Genomic DNA, 13,260 nt, shown 5'->3' on the forward strand with positions numbered 1-13,260 from the left:
GGCGGCAGCTCACGGAGATCCCTTCTCGTGCCACAGTCGCACGCTCGATGCCTCGGTCCACAGCATGAGGAGACCTTCCGTGTCGGTGCGGGCCAGCCGCGCGCCCAAGGATTCGAGCATCGCGAGCGTCTCGCTTCGCGGATGTCCGTAGGTGTTCGCTCCGACCGAGATCAGCGCCACTGCGGCGTGGAGTCGTCCGTACAGCCGCGGTTCCTGGTCGGCGCTGCCGTGGTGCGAGACCTTCACGACCGTGTAGGCGGCGCGCAGGGATGCCGTCGCCATCAGGCGCCGCTGACCCTCGGCAGAGAGGTCACCCAGCATCAGCATCGGAGGCACGGTCGGGCCGGCGATGTCGATCACGACGCTGCCGTCGTTTCCTGCGGCGGTGCGCGGCTGCGGCCACAGCACGCGCCAGCGGGCATCGCCGAGGGTGCCGGTCATCCCCGCGTCGGCACGGACGAGGTGGGCTCCCGCGTCGCTCAACCGGGCCAGTGTGCGTTCGTCGTCGGGCGCACCTGTCGGTCCGTGCAGAACGGTGTCGACGCGGCCGGCGACCGCGCGCGTTCCTCCGTCGTGGTCGTGGTCGAAATGGGTGAGAACCAGAAGGTCCACCCGGTCCACACCGAGCGTCTCCAGGCAGCTCGTGAGCGCCTGCGGATCGGGGCCGGTATCCACGAGCGCGACGCGACCGGCGGCGCGGATCGCGATCGCATCGCCCTGGCCGACGTCGCACACCGCGATCGACCAGGCGACGGGAAGGCGGGCGCGAAGACCGACCTGCGCGGCGGGGCCGGTTGCGGCCACGACGACCGCGGTGACGGCCAGGACCACGACTGCGGCGACCCGCGCCGGTCGCGGTGTGCGCAGCAGCAGGACGACCACGGCCGCACTGGCAAGGGTCAGGGCGGCCAGGCCCCCGACGCCCTCGGGCCACCAGATCGCGCTGCCCGGCAGGGTGCTGAGTGTCGTGGCGGTGGCGGCGATCCAGGCGGCCGGCACCCAGGCGAGCGCCGCGAGTCCCGCACCCAGGAGGGGGATGCCGGCGCACAGGCAGGCGGCGAGCCCCAGAACGGTGCCCACCGGCGCGGCCGGCGCGGCGAGCATGTTCGCCGCCACACCGTAGATCGACACCTGGGGCGAGATCAGCACGATGATGGGGCCGCACGCGAGCTGAGCGGACAGCGGCACGGCGACGAACAGAGCGAGTGTGCGCGGCATCCACCGCGAGAGGCCATCCGCGAGGGGCCCGGCGAGGACGAGAAGCGCGGCGGTGGCGGCGACCGAGAGGGCGAACCCGATCGAGCGCGACAGCCACGGGTCGAGCAGGAGCAGGAGGACGACCGACGCTGTCAGCAAGGAGAGCCCCGCCCCGGTGCGACCCAGCATCAGGCCCAGCATGGCGATGGCGGCCATCGTCGCCGCGCGGATGACGCTCGGCTCCGGCGAGACGAGGATCACGAACGCGACGAGGGCGCCGAGGCCCGCGATCACCCGGAGGGCACGGCGCGCTGCGCACAGGGCCGCCAGAGCGAAGGCGATCCCGACGACCAGGGCGCAGTTGGCTCCGCTCACGGCGGTGAGGTGCGACAGCGAAGAGGACTTCATCGCCGCATCGAGCCCGTCCGACACTCCCGAGGTGTCGCCGACCGCGAGACCCGCGATCAGGCCGCCGCCGGGATCGGGGAGCCCGGTCGTGACGGCGGTCAGTCCGTGGCGCAGGAGCGAGGCCAGAGCGGACACTCCCGTCGGTGCGGCGATCAGCGTCGGCGTCGCGGACGCATCGATGACGAGGACGGCCCGTTCGCCGGGGCCCGCGGCCCATGCCGTTCCGGTCAGGCTCACGCGGGCGCCGAGATCGAGTCCCGGCGGGACGTCGCCGGTGCGTACGAGCACCGGCACCGGTGTCGTGATCGTGGTCTCTCCGTAGGCGAGCCGCTGCAGCACGGCGTCGAATCGCCAGCCGGCCGCGCCGCGTTCGATCTTGCCGACCGCGACGACGTCGACCGTCAGCGCACGTCCCCCGGCGATCTCGGCCGCCGCAACGGCTCCGCGAGCAGGCAGCGCGGAGGCGACGTGCGAGGCGACCCCCGCCGCGACGGCCAGGACGATGGCGACCAGGGCGAGCGCAGGAGCGCTGCGTCCCGCCCGGAACGCAGCGGAGCGGCGCCGCCGGTGCACCAGCGCGAGGACGACCACGAGTGCGCTCGCCCAGAGCAGCGCGGCCGCGGATGCCGCGGCATCCGCCGTGCCGGTGAGGACCCCGGCGGTCACCCACGCACCGGCGGCGACGGGCACGAGGCGCACGTCCCGGCGTCGCAGGGATCGGCCGCCCCGGCCGGCTCGCGTCGGCTGAGGTGTCGTCGCCGCGGTGCCGGTCACACCGTCACCAGGTCGCGGAGTCCGGCGAGCATCTTCTCGCCGATGCCGGGAACCGACAGCAGATCGTCGACGCTGGTGAACCGGCCGTTCTCCTCGCGCCACGCGATGATCCGCTCTGCGATCGCGGGTCCCACGCGCGGAAGCGTGTCGAGGGCGGCGACGTCGGCGGTGTTGAGGTTCACGCGTCCGTCACCGCTGACGGGTGCGCCGGTGGACGGCGCCTCCCCGACCTCCGGCACCTGCACCTGTTCGCCGTCTACGAGAGGTCGCGCCAGATTGACCGCCGTGCGATCGGCGGTGTCCGTGAACCCGCCCGCGGCGGAGACCACATCGACGACGCGCGCTCCGCCGTCCAGGCGGTAGAGCCCGGGGCGCTCCACGGCACCCGACACGTGCACGTAGAGCGCAGCGGCCGAGATCTCGACGGGCGCCACCGCGACGCCCGTGTCGGCGGTGGCCACCGAGCGGACGAGCCCCACCGCGACCGCGATCGCCGCGGCGGCCAGCACCAGCACCAGGGCCGCACCGGTGCCGACGCGCCGCCGACGCGCGCGATGCGCGTCGGCGGCGGTGCGCGGTGGGTGATCGATGCCGGGCGGACTCACCTCCACACCGTGCCATCGGCGTACCGCCGGGATCAGCGCCCGCGCGGCATCCGTGGACGAGCGGCGGGCACCGCCCTCATGGGGAGGAGACTACGCGGTGGTGAAGCTGACGACCTTGGGAGCGCGGACGACGACGCGTGCGATCTCGCGTCCGCCGAGTGAGCGCACGACCTTCTCGTCCGCGCGCGCCAGCGCCTCCAGCTCGTCGGCCGAGATGCGCGCCGGCACCGTCAGCGTGCCGCGCACCTTGCCGTCGATCTGCACGACCGCGGTGACCGACTCCTCGACCAGCAGCGTCGGATCGGCTTGACGCCAGGTGGCGAGACCGACGAACGGCTCGTACCCGAGCTGCTCCCACATCTCCTCGGCGGTGTGCGGAGCGAACAGGTCGAGGACCATCGCGATCGCCTCGGCGGCCTCGCGGACAGCAGGATCCCCCGCCCCGGCGGGGCCGTCGATCGTCTTGCGCGTCGCGTTGACGAGCTCCATCAGACGGGCGACGACGACGTTGAACTTGGTCTGCTCGATGAGCGCCGGGGCGTCGGCCCACAGGCGATGGGTGACACGGCGAAGCGCCTGGTCTCCCTCGGCCCACACGACGTCCGGAGCGCTGGTCACCTCATGCGCGATGCGCCAGGCGCGCGCCAGGAACTTCGCGGCTCCCGTCGTCGAGACATCGCTCCAGTCCTTGTCGTCCTCCACCGGACCGGCGAAGGCGAGCGCGACCCGCAGGGCGTCGGCACCGTGGGCGTTCAGCTCGTCCTGGAAGAGCACGAGGTTGCCCTTGCTCTTGCTCATCTTGGCGCCGTCGAGGATGACCATGCCCTGGTTGATGAGGTGGGAGAACGGCTCGGTGAACTCGACGAGGCCCATGTCGAACAGCGCCTTCGTGATGAAGCGCGCGTACAGCAGGTGCAGGATGGCGTGCTCGACGCCGCCGATGTAGAAGTCCACCGGACCCCATCGGTCGGCATCCTTCGAGGAGAACGCCTTCGTCGTGTCGCCCGGTGACAGGAACCGCAGGAAGTACCAGGAGCTGTCGACGAACGTGTCCATCGTGTCGGGGTCGCGCAGGGCCGGCTCGCCCGTCTCGGGGTCGACGGTTTCGACCCATCCGGTCGCGGCGCCCAGCGGAGAAGAGCCCTTCGGCGTCAGGTCGAGGCCCTCCATGGCCGGCAGCTCGACGGGCAGCTGCTCGTCCGGCACGGGCACGATGCGCCCATCGGCGGTGTGCACCATCGGGATCGGCGTGCCCCAGTAGCGCTGGCGTGAGATGAGCCAGTCGCGCAGGCGATAGGTCTTCGCAGCGCGACCGGTTCCGGCGGCCTCGAGCTGCTCGATGGCCCGGGCGATGGCGTTGCGCTTGCTCAGCCCGTCGAGGGGGCCGGAGTTCATCATCCGGCCGTCGCCCGTGATCGCGACGCCGGTCTTGGCCGGGTCGATCTCGTCGATGCCCGGAGCACCCGGATCGATCGGCACGCCCTCGGCATCCAGTTCGATCACCGGGATCGCGCCGGTCACGGGGGCTGTCGTGTCGACGACCACCTTGACGGGCAGGTCGAACGCACGGGCGAAGTCGAGGTCGCGCTGATCGTGGGCGGGAACCGCCATGACGGCGCCGTGGCCGTAGCCGGCGAGCACGTAGTCCGCGGCCCAGATGGGCAGCCGCTCCCCCGTGACCGGGTTGACCGCGTACCGCTCCAGGAACACGCCGGTCTTCGGGCGGTCGGCGGTCTGCCGGTCGATCTCGCTCGTCTTCTGCACGGTGTCGAGGTAGTCCTGGAAGCGCATGCGCGCCTCCGGGGATGCCGAGGCCACGAGCTCCGCGGCGAGGTCGGAGTCCGGAGCGACGACCATGAACGTCGCGCCGTAAAGGGTGTCGGGGCGCGTCGAGAACACGGTGATCTTGTCGGCGCGGCCTTCGATCTCGAAGTCGATGTCGGCGCCGACCGAGCGTCCGATCCAGTTGCGCTGCATCTGCAGCACCTTGTGCGGCCAGAAGCCCTCGAGCTGGTTCAGGTCGTCGAGCAGACGGTCGGCGTACTCCGTGATGCGGAAGAACCATTGGGTCAGCTTCTTCTTGACGACCACGGCGCCGCTGCGCTCCGATGTCCCGTCGGGCAGCACCTGCTCGTTGGCGAGCACGGTCTGGTCCACCGGGTCCCAGTTGACGAGCGCATCCTTGCGGTACGCGAGGCCCTTCTCATAGAGCCGCTGGAAGAGCCACTGGTTCCAGCGGTAGTACTCCGGGTCGGAGGTGTGCAGTACGCGCGACCAGTCGAACGAGACGCCGTATTGCTGCATGCTGGAGCGCTGCTGCGCGATGTTGCCGTAGGTCCAGCCGCGCGGCTCGACGCCGCGCTTGATGGCGGCGTTCTCGGCGGGCAGGCCGAAGCTGTCCCAGCCGATCGGGTTGAGCACGTTGTACCCGCGGTGACGCCAGAAGCGCGCGACGATGTCGGAGTAGAGGTAGTTCTCCGCGTGCCCCATGTGCAGGTCGCCCGACGGGTAGGGGAACATCGCGAGCACATACTTTCGCGGGCGGGTGTCGTCTTCACCGCCGGCGCGGAACGGGTCCTTCTCGGCCCAGATGCGCTGCCACTTCTCCTGCACGGCGTGCACGTCGTACGGTCCGTTCTCGGCGGCGGTGGCGATGTCTGTGGGGCTGCTCATGGGAAGGGGAAGACCAATCTGAAAGCTCGGGAACGCACGAGAGGCGTCCTTCCAGGTTAGCGGACCCGTCCTACCATCCCGGCGGCAGATTCGCACCCAGCGCGGCGAGGGGGCCGCGGGCTTTGAGCCCGACCTCGGCGACCTCCTCTTCGGGATCGGAGAGCCAGGTGATGCCGCCGCCGGCACCGACGTATGCGCCGTGCGGTCGCAGCACGATCGATCGGATCGTCATCGCCAGGTCGGCGCGACCGTCGGTGCCGACCCAGCCGAAGCACCCCGCGTAGATGCCCCGGCCTGCCCCTTCGAGCGCGGACAGGATCGTCATCGCCGACAGCTTCGGCGCCCCCGTCATGCTCCCCGCAGGGAAGGCGGCGTCCAGCAGGTGTCCGAGGGTGGCGTCGGGCAGGAGCTGGCCCGCGACGGTGCTGACCAACTGGTGGACCGCTGTATACGACTCCACCTCGAGCAGACGTTCGGCGCGGACCGTCCCCGGCCGGCACACCCGCTGCAGGTCGTTGCGCATCAGGTCGACGATCATGACGTTCTCGGCGCGCTCCTTCACGCTGTCGACGAGCGCGCGACGCAGCGCGGCGTCATCGTCGGCGTCGCGGCCTCGCGGCCGGGTGCCTTTGATCGGGTGCGTGCGCACCACGCCGCCTGTGACCTCGAGGAAGCGCTCGGGACTCGCGCTGAGCAACGCGGTGTCGCCGCTGCGGATGATCCCACCGTGGTGTGCGGGCAGCGCGTCGCGCAGCGCGAGATAGGTGGTGACGGGATCGAATGGTGCGGATGCCGCGACCGTGAACCGCGTCGTCAGGCAGAGCTGGTAGGCGTCGCCGGCCCGGATCGCGTCTCGGCACCGCGCGATGAGCGCCCGATACTCCTCCGGCGTCTGACGGGCCGATGCGGTGGGGACCGCCTGGCGTGTGGCGGCGGGGCGGCGCGACGCCGCACGCGCAGCCGACGATCGTGCGCTTTCCACCGCGTCGGCGAGGGTCTCGCCGCGGTCGGCGGGCGCGGCGATCCACACCTCGCAGGCGGCGTGGTCGAAGACGATGAACCATTCGATCCGCAGCCACAGCTCCTGCGGCCCGTCGGCGTCGTCGACGCGCGCGGGCGCGCCGACGGCCGCGGACGCCGCATCGAACCCCCACCACCCCACCCAGCCGCCCTGCAGCGGACCCGGCACCGCGGCCGCCTGCTGAGCGTCCGCCACGAGAGGTAGGTCGCGGGGTCCTGCGCCGGGAGCGCCGACGCCCAGCCAGCTGAATCCCGTCGTCGCACCCGGCCCGGCATCCAGCCAGAACGCGTGCTCGTCGTCGCAGAGGATCGTCGCGAAGACGACGGCCGGATCGACCCAGTCGTGCCGACGGGCGACGAGGCGCGAGCTCATCGCTCCAGGCTAGCCGTGACGTTCGGTCGCCGACGGCGGATGCACAGCATGCACACACCTTCACCCGCCATAGGCTGGAGCCGTGAACGAGTTCCTCTCATGGCTGCTCGATGCCGTGCAGAGTGTGGATCCCGTCCTGCGCACGGTGCTCGCGGGCGTCGCCATCATGCTGGAGACGAGCGTTCTGGTCGGCCTGATCGTGCCCGGAGACACCGTCGTCATCGTCGCTGCCACGGCCGTCGGATCGGTCGCCGAAGCCGTCGTGCTGATTCTGGTCGTGGTCGGGGGCGCCCTGATCGGCGAGAGCGTCGGATTCTGGCTCGGTCGATGGCTCGGCCCCCGCATCCGCTTTTCGCGCCTCGGACGTCGGATCGGCGAAGACAACTGGACTCGCGCCGAGCTCTACCTGCGACGACGCGGCGGACCGGCCATCTTCCTCTCCCGCTTTCTGCCGGTTCTGCATTCCCTCGTGCCCCTGACGGTGGGGATGAGCGGGTTCTCCTATCGCCGCTTCCTCGCGTGGACCGCGCCGGCCTGCACGGTGTGGGCCGTGGCCTACGTGAGCGTGGCGGCAGCGGCGGCGGGCACCTATCGAGAGTTGGCCGACCGTCTGCACACGGCGGGGTACTTCTTCGTCGGTGCGATCATCGTCTTCCTCTTTCTCGCCTACGTCGCCAAGCGCGTGATCGTGGCACGCGAGGCACGCCATATGCGACTGGACGACGAGGCTCCCGGCACGAAGCGCACGGACGGCATGGGAGACTGAAACGATGGCCGCCGAACCCGCACCACGCGTGAAGGTGCTCTGGATCGCCCGACTGGAGTACCGGTTCCATGCGTGGCGAGAACGTCGGGCCCGCGCCCGTGGGCTGCGCGCCAGTGTGTCCGCGTACCCCGGTTACGGCGGGGAGGACTGGGTTCGTGTCCTCGGCCGTGTGCTGATCGCCCCTCCCGTCCGCGCGCGTCGTCGACGCGGCGACGACGGCGGCGTCCGTGGTTGGCGCAGCTTCGCTGCCGTTCCCGTCGGTTATGCCACCGTGACGGTGACCGTCGACGGCGTCACCCACGAAGTGATCGCCGATCGCGGTGGCGTCATCGATGCCGTGCTGCCGGCTCGACTGCAGGCGGGATGGCAGCCCCTGTCGATGGCCGTCGAGGGGTCGGAGCCGTTCGAGACGCGCGTGTTCGTGGTGGGCTCCGATGTTCGCTTCGGCATCGTCTCCGACGTCGATGACACCGTCATGGTGACGGCCCTGCCTCGGCCGCTCATCGCCGCGTGGAACTCCTTCGTCGTGAACGAGCACGCCCGCCAGCCGGTGCCGGGCATGGCCGTGCTGCTCGAGCGTCTCGTGCGCGAGCACCCGGGCGCGCCTATGGTCTACCTCTCCACCGGCGCGTGGAACGTCGCTCCGACGCTCCAGCGCTTTCTCCGTCGTCACCTCTTTCCGCCCGGAGCACTGCTGTTGACCGACTGGGGCCCCACGCACGACCGGTGGTTCCGCAGCGGCCGGGCACACAAGGAGGAGAACCTCCGACGCCTCGCGCGTGAGTTCCCCCAGGTGAGATGGGTGCTGATCGGTGACGACGGGCAGCATGACGATGCCCTGTACACCGCCTTCACGGGCGCGCACCCCGATCACGTCACGGCCGTCGCGATCCGCCGGCTCTCGCCGGCGGAGGCGGTGCTGGCCGGAGGACGCACGGCCGTGGACGATCACACCGCCGCCACGGTGCCGTGGGTGACAGGGGACGACGGCGCCGGCCTTCTCGACAGGCTGGCTGAGATCGGTGTCGTGGGCGGCACGGCCGACGGCGTCGGAGGCCCCGCGTAGGCTGGCCGCATGTGCGGTCGATTCGTCGTGGGCAGCTCCGGCTCCGAGCTCGTCGGTGTGCTGCGCGTGGATGTCGTCGGTGACGATCTGCCGCAGCCTTCGTTCAACATCGCGCCCACTGACCGTGTCGCGATCGTGCTCGACTCCGCCAAGACGGAGCCTCCGACACGTCGTCTGGAGGCCGCGCGCTGGGGTCTGATCCCCGGCTGGGCAAAGGATGTGGGCATCGGCGCGAAGGCGATCAACGCGCGCGCCGAAGAGGTCGAGAACAAGCCGATGTTCCGGCAGGCGCTGATCGCGCGGCGAGCGATCGTCCCGGCATCCGGCTACTACGAATGGAAGACGGAAGACGGCGTCAAGACGCCGTACTACATCCACCCGGCTGACGACGAGCCGCTGTTCTTCGCCGGTCTCTACGAGTGGTGGAAAGACCCCGCGAAGGCCGCGGACGACCCCTCACGATGGGTACTGAGCTTCACGATCATGACCAGGGATGCCGTGGGTCAGCTCGGCTCGATTCACGACCGCATGCCGCTGTTCATCGACGCGGATTACGCGGATGTCTGGCTCGACCCCACCACGGAGAACGTCGGCGATCTGCTGGACGCGACGATCGACGCTGCCCCGGCACTGGTGGACGGGATGCTGATGCGAGAAGTTGATCGTGCCGTCGGCAACGTGCGCAACAACGGCCCGCAGCTGATCGCGCCGCTCTCGTGACGAACGGCGGGACGGACCCGAAGGTCCGCCCCGCCGTATCCGGCAGGATCGGTCGATCCCTACGCGAACTCGATCGTCGCATCCTCGTTGTTGAGCACGATCACCGGAGTGATCGCGGAGTGCCCCGCGCGGCGGATCTTCTCCGGATCGAAGCGAAGGAGCGGCGTACCGGGCTCGACGGTGTCCCCCGCTGTCACGAGCGTCTCGAAGCCGTCGCCCTTCATGTCGACCGTGTCGATGCCGACGTGGATCAGAAGCTCCGTGCCGTCCGCGAGGGCGAGGCCGATCGCATGTCCCGTCGGGAAGACCGATGCGACGGTGCCGCCGGCCGGCGCGACGATGGTGTCTCCGGTGGGGTCGATCGCGAGGCCCGGACCCATCGTTCCTTGGGCGAACATCGCATCCGGAACCTCGGAGAGCGCGAGCACGCGGCCCGCCACCGGTTGACGAAGCTGCAGGACCGCCGGCGGTACCGACGAATCCAGCCGCTGCTCTGCGGCAGCCCCGGCGGCCATGGCGGCGCCGCCGACGCCCCCGACGAAGCCTGCCACTGCACCGGTCTGGCCGGCATCGGCACCGCGGAAAGCCTCGATGGTGCGATCGTTGAGGATGTCTTCCATCGCGTCCTTCACGAACTGGACGTTCAGGCCGTAGACCACCTGCACGGAGTGGCCGCCCGGCTTGATGGTCCCCGCGGCTCCGGCGCGCTTCAGGGCGTGCTCATCGACCTGGGACGTGTCGGCGATCTCCATCCGAAGACGCGTGGCGCAGTTGTCGACATCGATGATGTTCTCCTTGCCGCCGAGGGCCGCGATGAACTTCTCCGCCGTCCCGTGGTAGCCGGAAAGGCTCGTGCCGGCGTTGTCGGCATCCGGCTCATCGAGCTCGTCGCCCCGACCGGGCGTCTTGAGCTTGAAGCGCTTGATCAGGAAGTAGAACGTGAAGAAGTAGATGAAGAACCAGGCGACGCCGAGCAGGAGCAGCATCCACGGGTTCTCTGCCATCGGGTTCGTCCACTGCAGCACCATGTCGATGAAGCCCGCTGAGAAGCCGAAGCCGAGGCGCGTGGGCAGCATCGCGGTGATCATCACCGAGATACCCGTGAAGATCGCGTGGATGAGGTACAACCACGGCGCGACGAACATGAAGGAGAACTCCAGCGGCTCGGTGACGCCGACGAAGAACGAGGAGATCGCGCCCGAGAGCATGATGCCGTAGGTGATCTTCTTGCGACGCGTGTCGGCCGTGAGATACATCGCGAGTGCCGCGCCCGGCAGGCCGAACATCATGATCGGGAAGAAGCCGGCCATGTACTGGCCCGTCACGCCGTAGGTGCCGGTGCCGTTGAGGAAGTTGACGAGGTCGTTGATCCCCGCCACGTCGAACCAGAACACCGAGTTGAGCGCGTGATGAAGGCCGGTCGGAATCAGCAGACGATTCAGGAAGCCGTAGATCCCGGCGCCGACCGGACCCATCGTGGAGATCCACTCGCCGAAGGTCACCAGAGCGCCGAAGACGACCGGCCACACGAACATCAGGACGACGGCGACGACGAGCGACAGACCGGCCGTCACGATGGCGACGGAGCGCTTGCCCGAGAAGAACGAGAGCGCATCGGGCAGCTTCGTGTCCTTGAATCGGTTGTAGCACCACGCGCCGATGAGGCCGGCGACGATGCCGACGAAGACGTTCTGGACTTTGCCGAAGGCGGGGTTCACATCGCCCAACTCCCCCAGTCCCAGCAGCTTCTGCATCGTGGCGGGCGCAAGGAGGGTGGTGATCGTGAGCCACGATACGAGGCCCGCCAAAGCCGACGTGCCGTCGGTCTTGTTGGCCATACCGATCGACACGCCGACGGCGAACAGGAGCGGCATGTTGTCCAGGAGTGCCCCGCCGGCCGCGCCGAGGAAAGCGGAGGCGGTGTTGGCACCGCCCGCGGCGGAGCTGATCCAGTACGAGATGCCGGAGAGGATCGCCGCAACGGGCAACACAGCCACCGGCAGCATGATCGACCGACCCAAGCGTTGCAAGAACTTCATCGAGGAAACTCCGTCCAGGTGAGGCACGGGGCCACGCGAGTGCGCGGGCCACGCATGGGACGCTACCGCGCATCAGGTCAAACGCACAGCATTCACTCAGGAATCGGCGAAATCGGCGGTGAGGCGACTCTCGACCGCCCGGTCATTCGGGCCAGATGAGTCGGACACAAAGAGAAACCCCCGGGTGCGACCCGGGGGTTGTTGGTGGACCTGAGGGTGTCGGGGTTCGCGACATAGGCGACAGGTGATCGGCGACACGTGAGTCGCGTCATAGGCGACAGTGGTGGATGTCGTCGAAGCATCGTGTCGTGGTGTTGAAGATCGTCGCCGGGGAGATGTCGGTCACCGCGGCCGCGGCCGAACATGGGATGTCGCGGCAGTATCTCCATAGGCTCCTCGCCCGCTACCGGGACGAAGGTCTTGACGGGCTCGACGCGCGATCCCGGGCCCCGTTGACCAGCCCGCAGGCGGTCGCCGACCGGGTTCGTGATCGGGTCGTGCAGCTGCGGCAGGTGTTGGTCGCGGCGGGCACCGATGCCGGCCCGATCACGATCGCCTGGCATCTGCGGCAGGAAGGACTCACCGCCCCGTCGACATCCACGATCCGCCGCATCCTGCACACCGCCGGGCTGATCACTCCCGAACCCCGCAAACGCCCAAAGAGCTCCTACGTCCGGTTCGAGGCCGCGCAGCCCAACGAGACCTGGCAATCCGACTTCACCCACTGGCGCCTGGCCGACGGATCGGACGTGGAGATCCTGAACTGGCTCGATGACCACTCCCGCCTGCTGCTCAGCTGCACCGTCCACCGGCCCGTCACTGGCCGCAACGTGGTGGACACCTTCCTCACCACCATCGAGACCTACGGCCCGCCCGCGTCGACCCTGACCGACAACGGCCGCGTCTACACCGCCCGCCACGGCGGCGGACGCAACGAATTCGAGTACGTCCTCGCCGCCCTGAACATCCGGCAGAAGAATGGCGCTCCCAACCACCCGCAAACTCAAGGCAAGGTCGAGAGGTTTCACCAGACCCTGAAACGGTGGCTCGCCGCCAGACCTCGTGCCGCATCGATGCTCGAGCTGCAGACGCAGCTCGATGCGTTCCGGGAGCACTACAACACCGCCCGCCCGCACCGCGCCCGCGACGGACAGACGCCGGCCACCGCCTATGCGACATCACCGAAAACCGCCCCAGCCGGCAGCCGGCCTGATGCCGTCCACTACCGGATCCGCTACGACCACGTCGGCAGCAACGGGAAGATCAGCTTCAGAAGAGCCGCCCGCATGCACCACCTCGGCATCGGCATCGAACACCGCGGGAAACGCTGCATCCTCATCGCCGACGAACACACCGTCACCGTCATCCACCTCGACACCGGCGAAATCGTTGCGACCAACACCATCAATCCCGCCACAAGCTACTGGCGAAACAACGAAAAAGAGCCCGGCCGATGGCCGGGCTCCCTCTCATGAGTGTCACCTATGACGCGACTCAGATGTCATCTATGTCGCGACTCATCACATGGTGGACCTGAGGGGACTCGAACCCCTGACCCCCTGCATGCCATGCAGGTGCGCTACCAGCTGCGCCACAGGCCCATTTTCAGTTTGTCACCG

At 69.3% G+C, this 13,260-nt stretch carries 9 protein-coding genes and 1 tRNA gene; 4 read left to right on the forward strand and 6 right to left on the reverse strand.

The features are described 5' to 3' along the window. Nucleotides 1-9: 9 nt before the first annotated feature. From DEU37_RS14565 to DEU37_RS14580, 4 genes are all read right to left on the reverse strand, one after another. Nucleotides 10-2,379, reverse strand: a complete 2,370-nt coding sequence (locus DEU37_RS14565; RefSeq protein ID WP_121191312.1) for a ComEC/Rec2 family competence protein — start codon at nucleotides 2,377-2,379, stop codon at nucleotides 10-12. After that, nucleotides 2,376-2,990, reverse strand: coding sequence for a ComEA family DNA-binding protein (locus DEU37_RS14570; RefSeq protein ID WP_121191313.1), 615 nt, complete (start codon nucleotides 2,988-2,990; stop codon nucleotides 2,376-2,378). Before DEU37_RS14570 ends, DEU37_RS14565 begins: the two co-directional genes overlap by 4 nt. Before the next feature lie 84 nt (nucleotides 2,991-3,074). Then, nucleotides 3,075-5,657, reverse strand: coding sequence for a leucine--tRNA ligase (gene leuS / locus DEU37_RS14575; RefSeq protein WP_121191314.1), 2,583 nt, complete (start codon nucleotides 5,655-5,657; stop codon nucleotides 3,075-3,077). A 70-nt stretch (nucleotides 5,658-5,727) separates the two neighbouring features. Then, on the reverse strand, nucleotides 5,728-7,050 hold the full coding sequence (locus DEU37_RS14580; protein WP_121191315.1) for an anthranilate synthase component I family protein: 1,323 nt from the start codon (nucleotides 7,048-7,050) through the stop codon (nucleotides 5,728-5,730). Nucleotides 7,051-7,132: 82 nt separating this feature from the next. On the opposite strand from DEU37_RS14580, the gene DEU37_RS14585 reads away from it, so the two are divergent. The 3 genes from DEU37_RS14585 to DEU37_RS14595 are packed head-to-tail and all read left to right on the forward strand — an operon-like array spanning nucleotide 7,133 to nucleotide 9,602. Then, a complete protein-coding gene (locus DEU37_RS14585; protein ID WP_121191316.1) occupies nucleotides 7,133-7,816 on the forward strand; it encodes a DedA family protein in 684 nt (227 codons plus the stop codon). Between the two features lie 4 nt (nucleotides 7,817-7,820). Beyond that, nucleotides 7,821-8,882 (forward strand): App1 family protein, encoded by a 1,062-nt coding sequence (locus DEU37_RS14590; RefSeq protein WP_121191317.1) that lies wholly within the window; start codon nucleotides 7,821-7,823, stop codon nucleotides 8,880-8,882. Between the two features lie 9 nt (nucleotides 8,883-8,891). Next, nucleotides 8,892-9,602: an SOS response-associated peptidase gene (locus DEU37_RS14595; RefSeq protein ID WP_121191318.1), complete on the forward strand. Its 711-nt coding sequence runs from the start codon at nucleotides 8,892-8,894 to the stop codon at nucleotides 9,600-9,602. Between the two features lie 59 nt (nucleotides 9,603-9,661). Here the strand turns inward: DEU37_RS14595 and nagE are convergent, their stop codons facing one another. Then, nucleotides 9,662-11,608: an N-acetylglucosamine-specific PTS transporter subunit IIBC gene (gene nagE / locus DEU37_RS14600; RefSeq protein ID WP_396652206.1), complete on the reverse strand. Its 1,947-nt coding sequence runs from the start codon at nucleotides 11,606-11,608 to the stop codon at nucleotides 9,662-9,664. Between the two features lie 320 nt (nucleotides 11,609-11,928). On the opposite strand from nagE, the gene DEU37_RS14605 reads away from it, so the two are divergent. Continuing rightward, on the forward strand, nucleotides 11,929-13,116 hold the full coding sequence (locus tag DEU37_RS14605; protein ID WP_121191320.1) for an IS481 family transposase: 1,188 nt from the start codon (nucleotides 11,929-11,931) through the stop codon (nucleotides 13,114-13,116). Between the two features lie 50 nt (nucleotides 13,117-13,166). On the opposite strand, the gene DEU37_RS14610 is transcribed toward DEU37_RS14605, so the two are convergent. Further along, a tRNA-Ala gene (locus tag DEU37_RS14610) sits at nucleotides 13,167-13,242 on the reverse strand. Nucleotides 13,243-13,260: the final 18 nt, after the last annotated feature.

It is taken from the genome of Microbacterium sp. AG790 (assembly GCF_003634765.1).
In the GTDB taxonomy this organism is placed as follows: Bacteria; Actinomycetota; Actinomycetes; order Actinomycetales; family Microbacteriaceae; genus Microbacterium.